At 63.8% G+C, this 21,510-nt stretch carries 16 protein-coding genes; 3 read left to right on the top strand and 13 right to left on the bottom strand.

The annotated features are described in order from the left end of the window. Both ACZM96_RS02205 and ACZM96_RS02210 read right to left on the bottom strand, forming a co-directional pair. Positions 1-1,936: heavy metal translocating P-type ATPase (locus ACZM96_RS02205; protein WP_489487030.1), on the bottom strand; the 1,936-nt coding region annotated here is incomplete at its 3' end. 106 nt (positions 1,937-2,042) lie between these two features. Continuing rightward, on the bottom strand, positions 2,043-2,291 hold the full coding sequence (locus ACZM96_RS02210) for a hypothetical protein (protein WP_489487032.1): 249 nt from the start codon (positions 2,289-2,291) through the stop codon (positions 2,043-2,045). 112 nt (positions 2,292-2,403) lie between these two features. On the opposite strand from ACZM96_RS02210, the gene ACZM96_RS02215 reads away from it, so the two are divergent. Next, positions 2,404-2,751 (top strand): hypothetical protein, encoded by a 348-nt coding sequence (locus tag ACZM96_RS02215; protein WP_489487033.1) that lies wholly within the window; start codon positions 2,404-2,406, stop codon positions 2,749-2,751. Positions 2,752-3,370: 619 nt separating this feature from the next. Next, positions 3,371-5,308 carry an FAD-dependent oxidoreductase gene (locus ACZM96_RS02220; protein WP_489487034.1) on the top strand — a complete coding sequence of 646 codons (1,938 nt, stop codon included), beginning with the start codon at positions 3,371-3,373 and terminating at the stop codon, positions 5,306-5,308. A 223-nt stretch (positions 5,309-5,531) separates the two neighbouring features. Here ACZM96_RS02220 and ACZM96_RS02225 read toward each other — a convergent pair whose 3' ends face one another. From ACZM96_RS02225 to bioB, 3 genes are read right to left on the bottom strand one after another with little or no spacing between them, the layout of a single operon-like run. Beyond that, on the bottom strand, positions 5,532-6,869 hold the full coding sequence (locus tag ACZM96_RS02225) for a sodium:solute symporter family protein (protein WP_489487035.1): 1,338 nt from the start codon (positions 6,867-6,869) through the stop codon (positions 5,532-5,534). Further along, a complete protein-coding gene (gene bioA, locus ACZM96_RS02230) occupies positions 6,863-8,953 on the bottom strand; it encodes an adenosylmethionine--8-amino-7-oxononanoate transaminase (RefSeq protein ID WP_489487037.1) in 2,091 nt (696 codons plus the stop codon). Before bioA ends, ACZM96_RS02225 begins: the two co-directional genes overlap by 7 nt. Beyond that, a complete protein-coding gene (gene bioB / locus ACZM96_RS02235; protein WP_489487038.1) occupies positions 8,950-9,927 on the bottom strand; it encodes a biotin synthase BioB in 978 nt (325 codons plus the stop codon). Before bioB ends, bioA begins: the two co-directional genes overlap by 4 nt. A gap of 117 nt (positions 9,928-10,044) precedes the next feature. On the opposite strand from bioB, the gene ACZM96_RS02240 reads away from it, so the two are divergent. Further along, positions 10,045-10,839, top strand: a complete 795-nt coding sequence (locus ACZM96_RS02240; RefSeq protein WP_489487040.1) for a biotin--[acetyl-CoA-carboxylase] ligase — start codon at positions 10,045-10,047, stop codon at positions 10,837-10,839. Positions 10,840-11,220: 381 nt separating this feature from the next. Here ACZM96_RS02240 and ACZM96_RS02245 read toward each other — a convergent pair whose 3' ends face one another. The 8 genes from ACZM96_RS02245 to ACZM96_RS02280 all read right to left on the bottom strand — a co-directional run bounded on the left by ACZM96_RS02245 (position 11,221) and on the right by ACZM96_RS02280 (position 21,396). Continuing rightward, positions 11,221-12,402 carry a phosphoglycerate kinase gene (locus tag ACZM96_RS02245; RefSeq protein WP_489487041.1) on the bottom strand — a complete coding sequence of 394 codons (1,182 nt, stop codon included), beginning with the start codon at positions 12,400-12,402 and terminating at the stop codon, positions 11,221-11,223. Between the two features lie 16 nt (positions 12,403-12,418). Further along, entirely contained in the window at positions 12,419-14,413 is a 1,995-nt protein-coding gene (tkt, locus tag ACZM96_RS02250) for a transketolase (protein WP_489487043.1), read from the bottom strand. 35 nt (positions 14,414-14,448) lie between these two features. Then, positions 14,449-15,102: a ribulose-phosphate 3-epimerase gene (rpe, locus tag ACZM96_RS02255; protein ID WP_489487044.1), complete on the bottom strand. Its 654-nt coding sequence runs from the start codon at positions 15,100-15,102 to the stop codon at positions 14,449-14,451. Beyond that, positions 15,099-15,491 (bottom strand): MerR family transcriptional regulator, encoded by a 393-nt coding sequence (locus ACZM96_RS02260; RefSeq protein WP_294486962.1) that lies wholly within the window; start codon positions 15,489-15,491, stop codon positions 15,099-15,101. Before ACZM96_RS02260 ends, rpe begins: the two co-directional genes overlap by 4 nt. Positions 15,492-16,026: 535 nt before the next feature. Next, positions 16,027-18,042 (bottom strand): ABC-F family ATP-binding cassette domain-containing protein, encoded by a 2,016-nt coding sequence (locus ACZM96_RS02265; RefSeq protein ID WP_489487045.1) that lies wholly within the window; start codon positions 18,040-18,042, stop codon positions 16,027-16,029. Between the two features lie 208 nt (positions 18,043-18,250). Next, complete coding sequence (locus ACZM96_RS02270; RefSeq protein ID WP_489487046.1) at positions 18,251-19,159, bottom strand: tRNA (adenine-N1)-methyltransferase; 909 nt, start codon at positions 19,157-19,159, stop codon at positions 18,251-18,253. Between the two features lie 11 nt (positions 19,160-19,170). Further along, positions 19,171-19,641 carry a hypothetical protein gene (locus ACZM96_RS02275; protein ID WP_489487048.1) on the bottom strand — a complete coding sequence of 157 codons (471 nt, stop codon included), beginning with the start codon at positions 19,639-19,641 and terminating at the stop codon, positions 19,171-19,173. A gap of 6 nt (positions 19,642-19,647) precedes the next feature. Beyond that, positions 19,648-21,396 carry a DEAD/DEAH box helicase gene (locus tag ACZM96_RS02280; protein WP_489487050.1) on the bottom strand — a complete coding sequence of 583 codons (1,749 nt, stop codon included), beginning with the start codon at positions 21,394-21,396 and terminating at the stop codon, positions 19,648-19,650. Positions 21,397-21,510 lie beyond the last annotated feature (114 nt).

The raw sequence follows: 21,510 nt of genomic DNA on the forward strand, positions 1-21,510 counted from the left end.
GCATCATGGTGGTCAGGAAGTTGAAGTGAATGCGCTTCATCGCGCCCCGGCCGAGCTCAAGCGCCGTGACAAGTTCCCTGAGCGATCCGCCCATGAGCACCACGTCGGCCACCTCGCGGGCCAGATCCGAGCCGTCGCGCAACGTCACGCCCACGTCGGCCGAGGACAGCGCCGGAGAATCGTTGATGCCGTCGCCGATCATGAGCACCACGCGGCCCTCGCTTCTGAGCTCCTGCACGACGCGGGCCTTGTCTTCCGGCAGCACCTGCGCGCGAAATTCCGTGATGCCGAGCCTGCCTGCCACGGCGGAAGCCGTGCGGACGTCGTCGCCCGTGAGCATGAGCACGTGCTTCACGCCCATGCCGCGAAGCTTTTCCACCAGCGCCGCGCTCTCCGGCCGGAGCGGATCCTCCATGGCGATGAGTCCTGCAAGACGCCCGTCCAGGGCAAGGTAGAGCAGCGAATATCCCTCGCGGGAAAGTTCCTCCACCACGGCGTCCATGGAAGAGACGTCCACGCCTTCGTCCTGCGAAAGGTAGTGACGGCTGCCGAGCAGCACGCGCTTGCCCCGCCACTGCGAAGCAATGCCGTGCGCCACCACGTATTCCACCTCGGTGTGCTCTTCCTCGTGGCGCAGATTCCGCCGCTCGGCGCCGTGTACCACCGCGCGCGCCACCGGGTGCGGAAAATGTTCCTCCAGGCAGGCCGAAAGCCGGAGCACGAAGTCCTCGTCATAGCCTTCCGCCGGAATGACCCGGGCCACTTCCGGCCGCGACTGCGTCAGCGTGCCCGTCTTGTCGAACACCACGGTGTCCACGGAAGAGAGCGCTTCAAGAAAACGTCCGCCCTTGACCATGACTTTGTGCTTCACGCCTTCGTCCATGGCCGCCAGAATGGCGAGCGGCGTGGCCAGACGCAGCGCGCAGGAATAATCCACGAGCAGCACGGACGAAGCGCGCGTGAGATTTCGCGTAAACAGCCACACCAGCGCGGCCAGACCGAACGTGAAGGGCACGGCCTTGTCCGCCAGTTTCTCAAAGCGCCCATGAATGCCCGCCTTCATCTGCTCGGACTGCTCGATGAAGCGCACGATCTGCTGCATGCGGGTGTCCTTGCCCAGGCTCGTGGGCCGGACGTGAATTTCGCCAGCCTCCACCACGGTTCCCGCATACACCGACGCTCCGCGGGAACGCAGAACGCCCATCGGCTCGCCCGTCATGGAGGACTCGTTCACCGAAGCGGTTCCGCCTTCCACCACGCCGTCCACAGGCACGGCGGAACCTGCGCGCACCACCACAAGATCGCTTTCCCGAAGCTCCCCGAAGGGAATGAGCTCTTCCGCGCCGTTTCTCTTCACCCATACCCTGTCCGCCTGAAGCGCCAGGTGCGAAGCCAGATTCTCCAGCGACTTCTTCTGCGTGTAGCGCTCCAGCGCCTCGCCGAAGCCGAGCAGCAGCGTGAGAAGCCCCACGGTGCTGAAATCGCGGCGCAAAAGGGAAACGGCTATGGCCGCGCCGTCGAGGGCGTCCACGTCGAGCCTACCGTGCGCCAGCGAAGAGAGGCAGCGGCGAAGAAACGGCAGCGCCCGCGAAAAGGCCGAAACCATGTTCACGGCCACGGGCAGCAGCGGCCGCAGGCAAAGATAGTGAAAAAAAGGAAACAGACCGGGCTTTTCTCCGCGCTCAGGCGCAGGCGCGGGGACTCGTCTTTCCGGCTCTCTGCCTGCGCCGAAGAGCAGCGCGGAAGCCCGGTCGAACACGCTTTCGTCGTTGTAGAGCAGAAGCACGCTTCCGGTGCGCGGATTGACGCGCACGCCCTCCACGCCTTCAAGAGCGTCCAGCCTGTCGGCCAGCGTCTCGACCGTGCGCATGCCGAAAGGCGCGTCGCTGCGAAGGCGCGCCCTCCCCGGAATGCGATGGACCAGCACAAAATTCATGGCATCTCCCGAATACGCCGGCAAGGCCCATGCCGCCGGTCAAAAAAAGAACCCGGCCCGCAAAAGAGCGTCCGGGTAGAAAAGCCGCCAGCGCGGCCCGCCGAAACTACGCTTCTTCGCTGCGGGCCCTGCGCTGCTCGGAAACCGCCTGCGCTTCGGCCACCACGTCCTCCACGTTTTCGCGCACGGTCTCGGCGCGGGCCATCACGGCGTCGCGCAGATCAAGGCCGCGGCTCACAAGCTCGGCGGCAAAGGGCTTGAGGTCCAGCTTGCCGCGGCTCACCGCCACCGCACCGATGGCTCCGAGAGCCGCGCCGCCCAGAAAAAACAGACCGTATTTGAGATTCTCGTTCATACCTTATCCTCCTCGAATGCAGGACAGCCCTGCTTTTTTCCTGAATGCGCCCCGACGCCGTCGGCCATCCCTCGCAACCGTTCCACCGGCAAAGGGCGATGACGGAACTATATTGAAATGGATTTTCACTGTCAATATTATAGAAAAAGAATTTCATTATCATTTACAGGGGAACTTTTTTCGAGAAGCAAAAAAGAACGTTTCTGCTGAATTCCGCTGCCCGAAATCGCTCTCTGCGCGCCGCAGAACGACGCTGCCGAGCCTCTGCGCCCGCAAACGCGTTCCCGGAAAGCCGTTCGCGACGCAGCCGGAGCGCTGCAAAAAAATCAGACGACGCATGTCCGAACGAACATCCCCGAAACGCTGCACAGGCTTCCACGTCTCTCCCGCACCCGCAGAGCGCAATTTTGCCGACACTGCTTTGCCGACCCGTCCTTCCGCCTGCCGACAGCTTCGCTGACGCAAAACTTCCTCGTCCGGCTTCATCTCTCCGGCCGACGCCTTTTTTGCCCTTACCCGCTTCCGCGCGAGCCGCGCTCGCCTGCCGCCGGGCGCTTGTTCGCGCTCCCCGCCGCTCCACACGCGCCGCGCGCCCCACTTGGGCAGGCGCGCCTCCGCGTTAGGGGTCTCCCTGCGCACTCGCCCCGGACTTCCCCGCACGGCACTTCCACAACCGGCCTCAGCTCTCCCGCCGCCCCCTCTGAACACCGCCGCTCTCATCGTCAGCTCCGCCGTCCTTTTTTCGATGCACCTTTCGTCAGACCTCGACTGACCAAGTCCTCTCACCAGGTCGACGCCCTTACCCGCCCGCCCCTTCGCCCCATCGCTTCCCTTCGCCCCCTCCTGCACGTTCTTTCCCTCTTCTCCCGGAAACTTTCCGGGCGGTTCCGTCGCTCTCCTCCGAAAAAAATTTTTCCTCGCCCCTCTTCGCTCCGTGCTCCTGCGCCCCAGGGCTTTTCGCCCTCCGTGCGGCACGACGTTCATGTGCAACGCCGTCAAACATGACAAAAATGTTTTCGACTTTACAGTACAGCCTTTTCATGCGATGGATAATAGAAAAACTTTTTTCTGGAGAACGTATGACGAGAAAATATCCGCATCTGAGTTCCCCCATCACCCTCGGCAGAGTCACCTTCCGCAACCGCATGTTCGCCGCGCCCACCGGCGCCACCGACATCACCTGGGACTGCTGCGCCGGACCGGGGAGCCGCGCCTTCTACGAAAACAGGGCAAAAGGCGGCAGCGCCAACGTCACCGTGAGCGAGCTTGTCGTACATCCGGCCACGGACGCCTCCCACATGCTTCATCTTGAACTGCAGACGCCGGGCTCCCTGGCGAGCTTCACCATGATGGCCGACGCCATACGCCGTCACGGCGCCATTCCCAGCGTGGAGCTCTCCCATTCCGGCCAGTACGCGGGCACCTATCTCGTGGACAAGGAAAAAAAGGCGTCTCTCTCCCAGTACGGTCCCTGCGACGGCGTGCGTCCCGACGGCCGCCCGGTCAAGGCCCTCACCAAAGAACAGATTGCCGACATCGTGGCCTCCTACGGAGAAAAAGCCGCCCTCGCCAAGCGCGCCGGCTTTGAAATGGTCATGATCCACGCCGGGCACGGCTGGCTCATCAATCAGTTCCTCTCCCCCTATTTCAACAAGCGCGACGACGAATACGGCGGCAGTCTGGAAGGGCGCGCCCGCCTTCTGCTCGAAGTGGTGGCCAGCGTGCGCGCCGCCGTCGGTCCCGGCTTCCCCATTGAAGTGCGCATGAGCGGTTCCGAACTCTTCGAGGGCGGCTACACGCTGGAAGACGGCGTGGAAATCGCCAAACTGCTCGACGGCAAAGTCGATCTCATTCACGTGTCGGCGGGATCCTATCAGTTCGGCTTCTTCGACACGCATCCGCCCATGTTCTCCGAACACGGCTGCAACGTGTATCTCGCCGCCGAAATCAAAAAGCACGTGTCCACGCCCGTGGCAACCATCGGCGCGCTGAACGATCCCGCCCAGATGGAGGACATCATTGCCTCCGGCAAGGCCGACGTTGTGGAAATGGCCCGCGCGCTCATCGCCGATCCCGAACTGCCCTCCAAGGTCATGGAAGGCCGCGACGACGAAATAGTACGCTGCCTGCGCTGCTTCGTGTGCATGGCCGAACGTCCCACCACGGGCACGCGCCGCTGCACGGTGAATCCGCAGATAGGCCGCGAACAGGATCCGCCCGCGCTGCCCGCCCGCCGCGCGAAGAAGGTGCTGGTGGCCGGCGGCGGCTGCGGCGGCATGAAGGCCGCCATTGCCGCGGCTCAGCGCGGCCATCACGTCATTCTGTGCGAAAAGGAAGCCGAACTCGGCGGCATTCTCAAGAGCGAACAGGCCATTCCCTTCAAGCACGAAATGTATCAGCTCGGCCTCACGCTCGCCCGTCAGATGGAAATCGAAGGCGTGGAAGTGCGCCTGAACACCACGGTCACGGCCGATTACGTGGAAAAGGAAGGCGCGGACGCGCTCATCATCGCCATCGGCTCCGAACCCATCATTCCTCCGCTGCCCGGCATGGACGGCAAGAACGTCATTGTGGTGAACGACTACTACCTGCGCAAACATGAATGCGCGAACTCCGTGGTCGTGCTCGGCGGCGGTCTTGCGGGCTGCGAATGCGCCATTCATCTGGCGCAGGAAGGCAAGAAGGTCACGCTGGTGGAAATGCGGCCCGAGGTGGCGCCCGACGCCAACATCCGGCATCGCCCCATCCTGCTGCGCAAGCTGAAGGAACTGGTGGACGTGCGCACCGGATGCACCGGCCTTGCCGTGAAGGAAAACGGCCTGCTCGTGCGCGACGCCGAAGGCAAGGAAGTGCTGCTGCCCGCCGAAACGGTCATCTGCGCCGTGGGTCAGCGCTCCCGCAAGTACGCTGATCTCGTTGACGCCGCGCCCGTGGTGCGCGTCATCGGCGACGCCGTGCGTCCCTCCACCATCACCACCGCCGTGTATCAGGGCTATCACGCCGGACTCGACGTGTAAAAACGTCGCCGGGCTCCGGCGCGCCCCGGCCGGTCTGGAAAAATCCCACGCCCGTCCACTGCATGCCGGGCACAGGTGAACACGCCAAAGACAAAAGGCCGTCGGACGAACTCCGACGGCCTTTTTTGACGCGTTTTGCCCGCAGTCAGGGCCGCGCTTCGGGCGCGCTCCCCGCTGAGGTCGATGAAGTGTTCAATCTCCGCTCGCTACGAGACTTCGTCGGTTACGAAATCTGCATGTTCTCCGCCGAAGCACGTGGAGCCGTCCGCACGAAGCGCCCGAGCAGCATGGCCGCCACGGCGAGCGCCATGCCTGCATAGCCGAACATTTCCTGTCCGCTCACGGCGCAGGCCAGACCGCCCGCGCCGCCCATCATCATGGACGCCAGCGCCGCCCGCGGATGCACGGCTCCCCGCTTCATGAGCATGGCCGCAAACACGGGAACCGCCACGCCGCACACATACATGTCGTTGGCCATGAGCAGCAGATCGAGAATGCCGTGCCCCTGCGCGGAAAGCAGCAGCCCTCCCGCGCCGAAAAGCAACGTGACCAGACGGCAGAGCTTCACGTCGCGGCGGCCGAGAAGGTCGTTGCACAGCACCGTGGAAGCCGTCACGAGGCAGGAGTCCGCCGACGAGAGCACGGCGGAAAGCAGCGCCACCATGAGACACATGCCCGCCCACGACGGCAGAAGACGCATGGCCGCGGCAAGCACGTCGTCGGGAGCCGTTCCCGCAGGCACGAAGTTCCGGCAGAGCACGCCGAGCGCCACAATAACCGCCGAGGCGGCCAGCAGCATGAACACGGCAAGCCAGCAGCCGCGCAGCGCGCTCGCGCCGCTTTTCGCGCTCAGAATGCGTCCGAACAGCATGGGGCACACAAGATAGCTGCCGCCCATGATGATCATGAAATACGAGAATCTTTCCAATGTGAAGTCGTCATTGACGATTTCCAGCCGCAGCGATTCCAGCGGCGCAGGATTGTGCCCCCAGAGCCAGAACAGAGCCGCCAGAATGCCTGCGAGCAGCAGCACGCACTGCGGGCCGTCGCTGCGGATGACGGAGGCCTGCCCGCCGAGGCAGGAATAGGCCACGATCACCGCCGCGCCGACCACGAGGGCCCATTCCGGCGGCATGGCCGTGAGAGCTGCTGCGAGCTTGCCCATGGCCGTGAACTGCGCCGCCAAAATGGCCAGCCACGCCGGCATGATGATGAGGGAAGAGAGCGTGCGCGCCTGCGGACTGATCCAGGCGGCCACGATTTCCGGCATGGTGTACGCTTCCGACTCGCGCACCTTGCGGGCAATGAAAAGCGTGAGCAGCGCCAGACCGCAGGCCCCGGAGCCCAGCCACCAGAAGGCGGGCGCGCCCACCTGCCAGGCGAGCCCCGCTATGCCTATGGTGGCGGAACCGCCGATGCAGGACGCCGCCAGAGAAAAGCCCGTGCGCCACGCGCCAGAGGAACGGCTGTTGACGAAAAACGCGGACGAGCCGCGCGAATGACGGGCGTCCAGCACGCCGAGCGCGAGCAGCAGCGCGGAGTAAAGGCAGAATATCAGCACGAATACGGTCTCCCGTTGTTTTCCAAAGCGGGCGAGCCCCCGTGAGATGCGGCAGACAAGACCGCGTCGCAGACGGCTCCGGAGAGCAGATGAAGTTCCTCGTCGGAAACGACGAACGGAGGCATGACGTACACGGTGCGCCCGAACGGACGTATCCACACGCCCCGCGACACGAAATACTTCTGCCAGGCCTCCACATCCACGGCCTGTTCCATTTCCACCACGCCGATGGCTCCGAGCACGCGCACGTCGCACACGCCGGGCGCGTTGCGACACGGGGCAAGTCCCTGTTCCAGCACCTGCTGAATGTGCAGAACGCGCTCCCGCCAGGGAGAGGCGCACAGCTCGTCGAGGCTGGCGCAGGCTGCGGCGCAGGCCAGCGGATTGCCCATGAACGTAGGCCCGTGCATGAACACTCCGCCCCCGTGTACCGCGTCGGCGCCGGAAATGCCCTCGGCCACGCGCCTTGTGGCCGCCACGGCGGAAAGCGTCATCATGCCGCCGGTCAGCGCCTTGCCCACGCACATGACGTCGGGCGACACGCCCGCATGATCGCAGGCGAACATGCGTCCCGTGCGGCCGAAGCCCGTGGCTATTTCGTCGGCAATCAGCAGCACGTCGAGCTCGTCGCAGAGAGCGCGCAGATCCCGCAGGTACGAAGGATGATAGAACCACATGCCCCCGGCTCCCTGCACCACGGGCTCAACCACAACGGCGGCCGTTTCCCCGGCATGCTTCCGCAGCATGCGCTCCATGGGCGCAAAGCTTGCAGGATCATAGGGAGCATCGAAACGGCACGTCGGCCGCTCCACGAAAAGCTGCTGCGCAAGTACGCCGGAAAAAAGCGAATGCATGCCCGTTACCGGATCGCACAGCGACATGGCCCCGAGCGTGTCGCCGTGATACGCGCCCCGCAGCGCCACAAAGCGGCTCTTTTTCTCGCGCCCGACCGAGCGCCAGTACTGCACGGCCATCTTCATGGCCACTTCCACGGCCACGGAGCCGGAATCGGCAAAAAAGATGTGTTCCAGCCCTGCCGGAAGCAGCGACAGCAAACGTCTGCCGAGCTCCACCGCCGGTTCGTGCGTGAGTCCTCCGAACATGACGTGCGAAAGCCTGGCCGCCTGCTTCTGCACGGCGCGCACCAGACGCCTGTTGCCGTAGCCGTGCACCCGGCACCACCACGACGACATGCCGTCCACCAGACTCGCGCCGCCTTGCAGAAAAAGCCGCGCGCCCGACGCGCCCGTCACTTCGAACACGGGCAGAGGACGCATGGCCGACGTATACGGATGCCACAAATGCGCCCGGTCAAAGGCGAGCAGTTCCTCATGACGGCGCGCGTCGTCCGGCTCCTCGGCAAGACGCCGGGCAGCCCCGGCGAGACGGTCGGCCAGCGCGTCCCAGAACTGCGCATCCTGCGGGGAAACGTCCGCCAGATAGGGAACGTCCGCGAGAAGCGGCACGCCGCGTCTTTTTCCTTCCCGGGCGAGGCTCTCCACGTTGTCGCTGAGAATGAGCGCCTCGGCCTCCGCGCCCGTGCCCGCATCCGCCTGATCGGCTGGGGCCGTGCGGCAGAGCACCATGCCCGCCGCCGTGAGACCGGCCTGTTCCAGCGCGTCCAGCGTGAGCACGGCGTGATTGAGACATCCCAGCCGGTTGGCCACCACCAGCAGCACCGGAAAACGCAGCGCCCGCATGAGATCGAGCATGCTTTCCTCTTCGTTCAGAGGAACGTGCAGCCCTCCCGCGCCCTCGAACAGCGTCACGCCTTCCGCGCCGACGCTCTTCCGGCACTCGGCCGCCAGCGACGCCGCGCTCAGCGTTGCGCCCTCCAGTCGCGCGGCAAGATGCGGCGAACAGGGAACCCGGAACAGAGAAATTGCTCTGCCCTCCCCTCCGGCCCGCTTCCAGACCGCCACGTCGGGGGCTTCCAGGCCGTCCGGCCCCTCGACGCAGCCGGTCTGCACGGGCTTCACGGCCCGAGCCGGAACGCCCGCCCGGACAAATGCCCGAAGCAGTCCCGCCGTGATCGTGGTCTTGCCCGCGTCGGTATCCGTACCCGTGACGAAAAACGCGCTCACGACTTCACTCCCAGCGTGCGCATCATGGAAAGATCGGCTTCAAAGGCCGCGCCCGACGTGGTGAGATAATCGCCGATCATCATGCCGTTCGCTCCGGCCGCGTACAGCCAGCTCTGCCACGTGCCGAGCACGTGACCGCGGCCCCCGGCAATGAGCAGATCCTTGTCGGGATTCATGACGCGGAAAAGCGCAATGGCGCGCAGCGCCTCCTCGGGCGCAAGACGCGGCATGTGTTCAAGCCTCGTGCCCGCAATGGCGTTCAGAAAATTCAGCGGAATGGAATCCACATCCAGTTCCGCGAGCGTGCAGGCGAGCTCCACCCGCTGTTCCAGGCTCTCGCCGAGCCCGATGATGCCCCCGGAACACACTTCCAGCCCCGCCTCCCGGGCGACGCGCAGACTCTGCACGTCTTCACTGTAGGCGTGCGTGGTGCAGATGTTCGGAAAATAGCTCTCCGCCGTTTCCAGATTGTGATGATAGCGCGTAATGCCCGCCTCGCGATAGCACACGGCGCGCTCCTTCGTGAGTATGCCGAGCGAGCCGCACACGCTCATGCCCGTTTCCCGAACAATGCGCTCCACCGCGCGGCACAGCGGCTCCACGTCGGCCTCGCCGAGCATGGTGCCGCTCACCACGATGCCGAAACGCCGAGTTCCGTGCGCCGCGGCCTCCGCCGCCTTGCGCAAAAGCGTCTCCTCGTCCATAAAAGGATAGACAGGAGCGCCCGTTTCATGATGTGCTGATTGTGCGCAGAAGGCGCAGTTTTCCGGGCATCGGCCGGATTTGGCGTTGATGATGCCGCAGTTGAAGAACGACGGAGCGCGCACGGCGCGCACCACGCCGGCCACGGACAGCATGTCCGTGGTGCAGGAGGCGGGAAGATGAATGAATTCCTCCGCTTCGCGGCGGGACAGCAGGGGACCTTTTTCGTCCCCGGCAAGACGATGAAGGATGGCGGAAAGAAGAGTATGCATGATGTTTTCCTGATAACGGTAAGGGATGTCCTCTTCTTTTATCCGCATGCCGTTTAATGTCAACTTAAATAAAATATTTTTTGGTTGACAATTGACGTTTCACCACGGGAGAAGGCCATGACGCGAGATGAAATTCCCATGCGTGACCGCATTCTGGACAGTCTTGTGCAGAACGGACAGGAACAATGGATTTCCGGAGAGGCGCTTTCACGATCTCTCGGCATCAGCCGGGCCGCGGTGAGCAAGCATGTGATGGGTCTGCGCGAGGAAGGACACATCATAGAATCGGTGCCGAGGCGGGGCTACCGTCTCATTTCCCGGGCGGATCCGTGGGCGGGGCGCGACGCGCGCGAAGGGCTCAATACCAGCGTGCTGGGGAAAAAGGACTGGCTCTGGCTCAAGGAAACGGACTCCACCAATCAGGTGGCCGCGCTGGAAGCCATGAACGGCGCGGAAGAAGGCGTGGTCGTGGTGGCGCGACGCCAGAACGAGGGAAGAGGCAGCAACGGTCACCGCTGGCTGAATCTGCCGGGAAGCCTGACGTTTTCCGTCATCACCAAGCCGCGCATTTCTCCAGAAAAGCTGGACCTGCTGCCCCGGCTGGCCATGGAGGCCGTGGCTCGGGCGGTGAAGAAAAGCTGCGGACTCGACCTGGAGCAGCGAGCGCCCAACGATCTTTTCTTCAACGACCGCAAGGTGGTGGGCATTCTGGTGGAAAGCATGTTTCACAACACCGATCTGCAGTGGGCCGTGGTGGGCATAGGCGTGAACGTCAACGTGCCGGCGGAAGCCATTCCCAAGGAACTTGCGGGCATCGCCTCATCCCTGTACGCGGAAACCGGCACGGCCTTCAGCGTGACGAACCTGCTCCGGCATCTTCTGGAAGAGCTGGAAAACGTGCTCAGGCCGTGAGCGCAGGCGGCAGCGAAACGCCTTGCCCCGTGCCGTTGCCGCGTCTTGCCCCGCCGCCCCGCGCATTTTCCCCCCGCAAGGTCTCCGTTTCGCTCGGTCTCAGCCGCGAATAGTCTCGCCTGTGCAGTCTCAACAGGCGAGGGCTCACATCCACGCAGGCCGCTCCGCGCATCGGCCGACCTGTGCATCGTTGCGCCGCGCAAGTTCTGCTTCGCGCAAGGCTCAGCTTCGGGCCTTCGCCGTGCCGAACGCTCTCCGCACTGCTCTCCCCTGCTGCATCGCCGCTCATTCCAACGAAAAAGGCCGTCTTCCTTTCGGAAAACGGCCTTTTTCTATGCGTCGCGAAGAGCGTCTCTCCCCGCGAACTTTTATGATATGCGACTACTTCTTCGAGGCGGCGTCGGCAAGGGCGGCCACGGCGGGCAGGGTCTTGCCTTCGAGCACTTCGAGGAACGCGCCGCCGCCGGTGGACAGATAGCCCATCTTGGACGCCACGCCGAAGGATTCCACAGCGGCCACGGTGTCGCCGCCGCACACCAGGGTGTAGGCCTTGGAGTCGGCAAGAATGTCGGCAAGAGCGCGGCTGCCCTTGTCGAAGGGCACGGTTTCAAACGCGCCCACGGGGCCGTTCCACACGATGGTGCGGGCGTCGGCAAGAATCTTGGCGTAGGCCTTCACGGTCTCTTCGCCGATGTCGAAGGCGCAGTCTTCGGCGGAAAGTTCGGAAACCTTCTTGGTCACGGCTTCGGAAGCGCGTTCAAAGCTCGGAGCCACAACCACGTCGGTGGGCAGGGGCAGCAGCACGTTGCGTTCCTTCGCCATGTCGATGAGGCGCTTGGCTTCGGGAATGAGATCCTTTTCCACGAGGGAGGAGCCCATATTGCAACCCGCGGCTTCCAGGAAGGTGTTGGCAATGCCGCCGCCCACAATGAGGCCGTCCACATGCTTGAGCAGGTTTTCGAGCACGGTGAGCTTGGTGGACACCTTGGAACCGCCGATGATGGCGAACAGCGGACGTTCAGGATTGTCGAGCAGCTTGGTGGCGGCTTCCATTTCAGCGAACATGAGCGGTCCGGCCACGGCCACGGCGGCCTTGCGCAGCGCGCCTTCGGTGGAGGCCTGAGCACGATGGGCCGCGCCGAACGCGTCCATCACGTAGATGTCGCCCATGGCGGCGTACTTGGCGGCCAGCTCTTCGCTGTTCTTCTTTTCGCCCTTGAAGAAGCGCACGTTCTCGCACAGCACCACCTGGCCGGGCTTGCATTCCACGCCCTTCAGAGGTTCGGCGCAGAATTCCACGGGCATGCCGAGCAGCTTGCCCATGTGGGCGGCCACGGGACGCAGAGAGAACTGTTCTTCAAACACGCCCTCGGTGGGGCGGCCCAGATGCGCAAGCAGGATGACGCCCGCACCCGCGTCCAGGGCCTTCCTGATGGTGGGCAGCACGGCGCGGATGCGCTTGTCGCTGGTGATGACGCCGTCATGGATGGGAACATTCACGTCCACGCGCATGACAACGCGCTTGCCCTTCATGTCCACATCGTTCATGGTCAGTGCTTTCATCGGTTTTCTCCTTTCCTTACAGCAGTTCAAGAGCCTGCTGCACAATGTTTTCTACCGTAAAGCCAAACTTCGGGAACAGCTTTCCCGCCGGAGCGGAAGCTCCGAATGTTCCCATACCAACGACGCGGCCGTCAAGTCCCACATACTTCCACCACCATGCGGCGGTCTGCGCTTCCACGGCCACGCGCACGCGCACGGAAGACGGAAGCACGGATTCACGATAGGCGGCGTCCTGACGGTCGAACACCTCGCAGGAAGGCATGGAAACCACGCGCACGCGGCGACCTTCCGCGGCGAGCTTTTCCGCGGCCTGCACGGCGAGCTGCACTTCGGAACCCGTGGCAATGTAAATGAGTTCCGGTTCGCCTTCGCAGTCTCTGAGCACGTAGCCGCCGCGACGGATGTCGGCCACCTGCGCTTCGGTGCGCTTCTGCTGGGGCAGCGCCTGACGGCTCATGACGAGGCACACGGGGCCGTCCTGATATTCCACGGCCTGCGTCCAGGCCACGGCGGCCTCGGTGCTGTCGCAGGGGCGCCAGACCTGCACGCCGGGCGTCATGCGCAGGGCGGCGATCTGTTCCACGGGCTGATGGGTGGGGCCGTCTTCGCCCACGCCGATGGAATCGTGCGTAAGCACCCAGATGACGCGCTGCTTCATGATGGCCGCCGAGCGGATGATGCTCTTGGCGTAGTCGGAAAACACGAAGAAGGTGCCCGCGTAGGGAATGAAGCCGCCGTGCAGCTTGAGGCCGTTCATGACGGCGCCCATGCCGAACTCGCGCACGCCGTAGCGGATGTAGTTGCCGGAATAATCGGAAACGTCGAGCGTTTTTGCGCCCTTGAACTCCGTGCCCACGGAACCGCTGAGGTCGGCCGAGCCGCCCACGAGTTCCGGCAGCGCGGGAGCGATGATGTTGAGCGCATTCTTGCCCGCCGCGCGGGTGGCGACGTCCTTGGTTTCGGCCATGGCGGCCTCCACGGCCTTGCGGGCCGCGTCGGGCCAGGCGGCGGGAAGTTCGCCGGCCATGCGGCGGCGGAACTCGGCGGCGAGTTCGGGATAGGCGGCGGCGTAGGCGGCGAACATGTCTTCCCAGGCCTTCTGCGCGGCCGCGCCCTTTTCACGGGCGTCCCAGGCGGCGCGGATGTCGTCCGGTACGGTGAAGGGTTCGGCCGTCCAGCCCATGGCGGCGCGGGCGGCGGCGGCTTCTTCCGCGCCGAGCGGCGAGCCGTGGCAGGAAGCCGTGCCGGCCTTGGTGGGCGCAAAGCGGCCGATCACCGTCTTGCAGCAGATGAGCGAAGGCTTGTCCGTCACGGCCATGGCCTGACGAATGGCCATGTCGAGCGCCTCGGAATCATGACCGTCGATGCCGCGCACCACGTGCCAGCCCATGGCTTCAAAGCGGGCGGGGGTGTCGTCGGTGAACCATCCTTCCACGTTGCCGTCGATGGAAATGCTGTTGTCGTCGTAGAGCGCGATGAGACGGCCGAGCTTCCAGGTGCCCGCGAGCGAGCACGCTTCCTGCGAGAGGCCTTCCATGAGGCAGCCGTCGCCGAGGAACACCCAGGTGTAGTGATCCATGACGGGGAAGCCTTCACGGTTGAAGGTATGGGCCATCATGCGTTCGGCAAGGGCCATGCCCACGGCGGTGGCGATGCCCTGGCCGAGCGGGCCGGTGGTCATTTCCACGCCGGGGGTCACGCCGAATTCGGGATGACCGGGCGTTTTCGCGCCGAGCTGACGGAAGTTGCGGATGTCGTCCATGGAAAGATCGTATCCGGTGAGGTGCAGCAGCGCATAGAGCAGCATGGACGCGTGACCGTTGGAAAGCACGAAGCGGTCGCGGTTGGGCCAGGCGGGGTCGGCAGGATTATGCTTCAGAAAGCCGCGCCACAGGGCTTCGGCCATGTCGGCCATGCCCATGGGAGCGCCGGGATGACCGGATTTGGCTTTCTCGATGGCGTCGATGGAAAGGGCGCGGATGGCATTGGCAAGTTCTGCACGAGTAGGCATAAAGGCTGTCTCCTTGGAGGTATTGCAGGAAAAACTCAGCGCGCGGCGGCCGTGAAGGCGGCAAGGCGTTCGCTGAAGGGAGGATGTCCGAAAAAGGCGGAACCGGAAACCAGCACGTCTGCGCCGGCTTCAACAAGGGCTCCGGTATTGTCGAGATTCACGCCGCCGTCCACCTGAATGAGGCAGTCGGCACGGCCGGCGGCGTTGAGCTTCGCCCGCAGTTCCGCAACCTTGCGGAGCGTGGCGGGCAGAAATTTCTGTCCCCCGAAGCCGGGGTTCACGCTCATGACGAGCACCATGTCCACATCGTCGAGCACGTAGTCGAGCGAGCTGAGCGGCGTGGCGGGATTCAGCGCCGCCCCGGCCTTCATGCCGAGACGCCGAATTTCCGCAAGCGTGCGCTGAAGATGCACGGTGGCTTCCACGTGCGCCACGAGCATGTCCGCGCCCGCGTCCCGGAACTCGCTCAGATAGCGTTCCGGCCGCTCGATCATGAGATGAACGTCAAAAAAAAGACCCGACGCCGGGCGCAGGCCTTTTATGACGTGTTGTCCGAATGTGATATTGGGCACGAACTGCCCGTCCATCACGTCCCAGTGTACCCACTTCACCCCGGCAGATTCCAGATTTCTGAGGGTTTCTGCCAGATTTCCGCAGTCGGCGGAAAGAAGCGAGGGCGAGAGTATCATGAATGGTTCTCCTTGGGAGGGTTGTTGGTAAGCAGAGCGCGTATTTCCACAAGCTCCTTCAGCGCCTCGGTCAGCAGCTTTCTTGCGTCGTCGTCCTTTTCGGCGGGCCGCCCGGCGAGGGCCTGCGCAAGTTCCGGCATGGCCTCGCCCGCCAGCACGCGGCGCGCGCCTTCTATGGTCATGCCCTGTTCATGGAGCAGCGAACGTATTTTACGCAGAAGCTCCATGTCGCCTTCCGAGTACAGGCGCTGTCCTTTGGGCGTCCGCACAGGCTGGAGCGCGGGGAATTCCCCTTCCCAGAACCGAAGCACGCTGGTCTGAAGGTTCAGCGCACGGGCGGCTTCGCCTATGCGGTACACCCTGCCGGACTGCGGCTTTTTCCTGTGCATGTTGCTGTCCTTGGTCTGCGATCTGAAAAAATGGCACTGCAAGTAATTCTGATCGATCACGGGGCTCTCCACGATAAAAAGAGAAACGGCTTGCCGACCGATGTCCGTGTCCACCTCGATAGTCGCCCTTTCCCGAAAAAATTTCCAGAAAAAAATCAGCGAGGCAGCGCCACTTTCACGACTTCGTCCTTCAGCATGGCACGCAACTGAGTCAATATGATGTCAGCCGGACATTTTTTTCGCGTCTTTTGCCTTGCGGGACAACGGTTCGCCGCTCCCTACGCCGGCAAGACAAAGCGCGTCGAAGCGCCGCTCTTCCGACCCGCGATCCGGCAAAATCGAGCCCGAGCCCAGGGAACCTCTGCAAACGCAAGAGCTTCGTCAGCTCTTCGCCACAGGGCCGCGGCGAAGAGGCGGCATGAGCTCCGCGACGCCCGGGCCGAAGCAAGGCGTGTGCGGCCGTGTTCCACGCTCCGGCAAGAAACGCGCCCCGCCTCCCGGCAGGGACGACGAAGCGCGGCTCCGTCAACGTTCCCTACTCTCCCCCGTCGAGGGAAAGCGCGGCTCTTTTGGCCTCAAGCTCGGAAATCTTCGATTCCAGCTCGCCGAGCGCCTCGAGTTCCTTTTCCGAACGCTCCTGAAGGGAATGGAATTCCTTGAGCAGCTCCGACGCCTTGACGCCGTCGGCGTACACGGCGGGATCGGCCAGCAGGCCTTCCACTTCTTCCTGACGGGTCAGCAGGGCTTCCAGCGCCTTTTCCTGTTCGGCGTAGCGTGCCTGGAGCGGCTTGAGCTGCTTGTAGAGCGCGTTTCGCTGTTCGGCCTGCTCGCGCTTGAGCTTCTTGAGGTTTTCGCGGGAAAGGTTGGTGCCGGGAACCGGCCTCACCGCCGCTCCGGAAGACGCGGAACTCGCGGCAGGCGCGGATTCCTGCCTTGCGGCAGCGGTGCGCGCCGCGCGACGGGCCGCGTCATACTGCGCAAAGCCTTCCTTGTACACGGTGATGCCCTTCTCATCCACGGCCCATATTTCGTCCACGGCTTCGGAGAGCAGATGCCTGTCGTGCGCCACCACAAGCAGCGTTCCGTCAAAGGCTTCCAGCGCTTCCACCAGGGCGTCGCGGCTTTCAAGGTCCAAATGGTTGGTCGGTTCGTCGAGCACGAGGAAGTTGCAGCGGCGCAGGAACAGGAGCGCCAGCACGAGCCTGCTGCGCTCGCCTCCGGAAAGCGAATCAATGGAGCGGTCGAAGTAGCCCTGTCCGAGCATGAACAGGCCGAGCACGCTCATGAGTTCCTCTTCCGAGGTGTGCGGGTCGGACAGACGCCGCATTTCGCCGAGCACCGTACCGCCGAGATCCAGAGTTTCGGCCTGCTGCTGGCTGTAGTAGCCCATGCGCGTGGAGGAGCCCATGGTGAACGTGCCGCCCGTGCGGGCCAGCTTGCCCGCAATGATCTTGAGCAGCGTGGACTTGCCGCAGCCGTTGTGGCCCACAAGGCCCACGCGCTGACCGCGGAACAGCGAAAAGGTGAGCGGCGGCCACAGCGTGGTGCCGTCGGGAAAATGGAAGGCCAGATCCGCCACGGAGAGCACCACCTTTTCGGAAGGCGCGGCCTCCGGCCACTTGAACGACAGTTCGCGCCGCTTGGGTTCGGGCTTGTACTGTTCAAGTTCCTTTTCCAGCTTTCTGGCCTGCTTCTGACGGGAACCCGCCTGACGCGCCTTGGTGGCCTTGGCCTTGAAGCGGCGGATGAAGTCCATCTTGTGCTCAAGCTCGTCGGCTATCTGCTTGGCCTCGCGTTCGCGCTGCTCCTCGATTTCCGCCTGAAGCTCCAGAAACTTGGTGTAGTTGCACTTGCGGAACACGGGCTTGGACAGCCCGAGGTACAATACGTGCGTGCCCACATGATCCATGAACACGCGGTCGTGCGCCACGAACACCAGAATTCCCTTGAAGTCCATGAGAAATTCTTCCAGCCATTCCACGGCCTCAAGGTCGAGATGGTTGGTCGGTTCGTCGAGAAAGAGCACGTCCGCGCCCGCGGTGAGCACGCGCGCAAGCTTGGCGCGCTCGCGCCAGCCGCCCGAAAGCTGCCGGATGGGAAGACTCCATTTTTCCTTGGAAAAACCGAGGCCCGAAAGCACGGTCTGCGCGCGCTGCTCGGGATTGTAGCCGTAGCGGGTCTCAAGGTCGTGCTGACGCGCCATGAGGCGGTTCATGGCCGCCTCGTCGCCGGCGCTCTGCGCCTTTTCCCATTCCTGCCAGAAGTCGCCCCAGTCGGGCAGCGCGGCCTGCACCCATTCCAGGAGCGGCACGTCCAGCGTTTTTTCGTCCAGTATCTGCTCCACGTATCCCACGCGGCATCCGTGCGGAATGATCACCCGGCCGCCGTCCGGCGCGTCCACGCCCGCCATCATGCGCAGAAGCGTGGATTTGCCCGTTCCGTTGGGGCCGCATACGCAAAGACGCATGCCGTCCACGATATCCAGCGAAAAATCATGGAAAATGTCGCGACCGCCGTATGACTTGGAAAGATTCTGAATGGTAATGTTCATGACAATGCGTTCGGGGACGTTCCCCGTGTTGTGGTGACAAGTTGACGCGATGCGCTCTTTGCAGACGGCGTAGACGAAACGACGCCCCCTTGCGAAAGCGCCGCCTTCCGGCTGCGGACGATCTTCGGCGCGGATGGGGAGAGGATTCGGCGCGCGGCAGAGGCGAGGCACGGTCAAAGCGCCGCGCCCGACACTTCAGGGTTCGCGGCTAGATTTCGTAATCCACGCTGTCCGGATCCTCGCCGCGGGCCTCGGCAAGCCGGGCCTGACGGGCGGCTTCCTGCTTGCGTTCGCGGGTTCCCAGCGGAATGCGGGCGTCCCAGTCGGCGCTGCGTTCCTGCATGCGCGTGAACACGAGAAACGCGGTGTGCGCGCTCATGCGGTCGGCGGGGCGCAGACGTCCGGGCACGACCTTCCACGGACGCACCAGGATTTCGCACACTTCGGTTTCTTCAAAGGGTTCGATTTCCAGCGCCTTGATGAGTTCCGCCACCTGCTCGATGGTGGGCAGCAGAAAGGCGATGGGCGCGCCGGGCACAAGGGCCTCGCGCGCGGCGTCGAGGTATTCCCACGGGGTGCGCACGTCGAGGAAGAGCGCGTCGCCCTTCTGACCGTTCAACACGTCGGGATCGTTCACGCCGAAGCCGTCGGCGATGTCGCGCAGATGGAAGGTCACGTTGTCGCCCACGCCCGCCCATGCCAGGTTGCGTTTGGCAAGCTTGTGGAATTCCTCGCGCGCCTCGAAGCTGTGAACGTGGCCGTTGGGGCCGGAAAACCACGACAGCGCCAGGGTGAAGCCGCCCGAACCGGAACCGGCTTCGAGAATGGTGCGGCCGTTGCCCACACCGAGCTTGAAGCAGATGAGTCCCATGTCCTTGGGATACATGATCTGCGTCTGCCGCTTGATGCCCATGACCAGGTCGTAGAGCTGCGGCTTTTCAAGGCGGAAGGGAACGCCCATGGCCGTGCGCACTTCCGTGCCGAATTCGGAGGCCGCCAGGTCGGCCGCGCGCATGACGCCGTCCTGCGTGTGCAGGTCGTGCCCTTCCTCGATGCGGTAGATGTGACGCTTGCCGCGGGGAGAAGCCAGAATGACGAGATCGCCGTACTGAGGCATAATGTTTCCTGTTACATGAGGTTGTTTAAAAAATAATCGTACATGCGCCGCAGAAAGAGCGCCATGCCCACAAGTCCCGCCTGATCGGGCTCCCGGCCCGCGCGACGGAACATGTCCCGCGCGGTGGGGGTGAAGTCCTCCCTGCCCTGCTCGGGCAGAAAGCGGGCGACGTCGCGTACAAGCACCATGAAGGAGTCGGCGTCCTTCACCCTGGGCCAGAACTCGGCGAGACCGCGTTCATAGGCCTCATCGCAGCTGTCGGGCGCGGCTCTTTTCAGGGCCAGACGCCATATGCCGAGGCACAGCGCCGTGAACACGGGCCGCATGGCCTTTCTTGCGGAAAAAGCGAAGCGGCCCGTGCCGAGAATGTTGAGAAAGGCGGCAAAATCCGCATCGGCAAGCAGCGCCTCAAAGGTGTTCACCAGCGCTTCGGGCGTGGCCCTGCCCGCCTGCGGATCTACCACCGTGCCAGGTATGCGCACGGCTCTCTACTCCGTATCGCCCGCCTGCGAAGAAGGTTCGGAACTCTGTTCGCCCTGCTGCGCGCCCTCTTCCGAGCCGCGGCGGCGGGGACGGCGGCGGGGACGACGTCTGCGGCCTTCACCTTCCGGCGCGGAAGCGGTCTCGACGCCTTCCGCCGGAGCCTGATTCTCAAAAGCGGCAGCCTGATCCGCGGCAGCGGAGGTCTGTTCCGCGGCGGGAGCATCGGCAGCATTCGAGTCGCCGGACTTTCTGCGTCTGCGGCGGCGCGAACGGGACTTTTCCCCCTCTTCAGACGCCTCTTCGGCCTTGTCCCTGCCGCGATTTCTGCGGGAGGAGCGGCGGTCGTTCTCGCGCTCGGCGCGGGGTCTCGGCAGAGTCTGTTCCATGCCGAGGCTGCGCTGATAATCGGCGTCCATGAGCAGGGCCAGAAGCATGAGCTGATCTTCATCGTCGCTCTGCGCCATTTCCTTCACCAGGGAAAGATAACGGCGGGCGCGTTCCAGCTGGAGTCCGGTGCAGGCTCTGCGGCGCGCGTCGAGCAGCGCGGTTTCCCGGCGTCCGGCGGCGACGGCCACTTCTTCGTCCGTGGGATTGGCCAGAGGCTCCATGTCGATGCGGTAGAACGACGCGATGCGCTGAAGCTCCATCTTTTCCATGATGTCCACAAGGGAAATCACCGTGCCTGCGGCTCCGGCGCGACCCGTGCGGCCCGCGCGGTGAATGTAGGACTCGCGGTCTTCCGGCGGCTCGTAGAGGAACACGTGGGAGAGCGCGGGAATGTCGATGCCGCGGGCGGCCACATCGGTGGCCACGAGCAGACGCACCTTGCCTTCGCGCAGGCGTTCAAGCACTTCCTCGCGCTTGTTCTGGGAAAGATCGGCGGAAAGTTCGTCCGCGTTGTAACCGAAGCCCTTGAGCACGGCGGTCACATAATGCACGTTGGACTTCGTGTTGCAGAAAATGATGGCCGAGGTGGGATTCTCGGTTTCCATGAGGCGCACCAGGGTGCGATCCTTGTCCATGCGGCCGCATTCCACGTAGCGATGCTGAATGGCGGCCACATGCACCTGTCCCTGCGAGAGGCTGAGCATCTGCGGATCGCGCAGGAATTCTCCGGCGAGATTCAAGACGTGCTGGGGATAGGTGGCGGAAAAAAGCGTGGACAGAATGGTGTGCGACGGCAGATAGCGCTGAATCTCCTTCATGTCGGGGTAGAACCCGATGGAGAGCATGCGGTCCGCTTCGTCGAAGATGAGAGCGCGCAGGGCGTCGAGCGAAAGGGTGCGGCGCAGAAGATGATCGAGCACGCGGCCGGGCGTGCCCACAATGACCTGAACGCCGGCATGCAGAGCCTCAAGCTGACGACCGTAGCCCACGCCGCCGTACAGCGCGGCGACGGAAAGACCCGCGTCTTCAAAAAGGGTGCGGGCCTCGTGTTCCACCTGACTGGCCAGTTCGCGCGTGGGCGCGAGAATGAGGGCCTGCGGCTTCTTCACTTCGGGATCGAGCAGAGAAATGAGCGGCAGAAGATAGGCGCCCGTTTTGCCGCTGCCCGTGCGGGACTGCACCATGAGGTCGCGTCCGGCCATGAGATAGGGCAGCGCATGCGCCTGCACGGGCATGAGGCGCGTCCAGCCTGCGCGGGCGCAGGCGCGCTGCATGGCTTCGGGCAGCTCTTCCAGCGCGCAGGGCGGCAGGGAATGTTCGGGAGCGGTTATGTGAAGCTCCTCGTCGTTGGCTATGGTATCCGACATTTGCGAATCCTGATAAAAGAATAAAATGATATAGCTGTATTGAGAAAACGGAACATCATAGCCGATTCTGCTCCGGTTGCCAAGAGCGGCCACGCTCCCCCGGATGCAGCGCCG

The sequence above is a fragment of the Mailhella sp. genome, assembly GCF_057866825.1.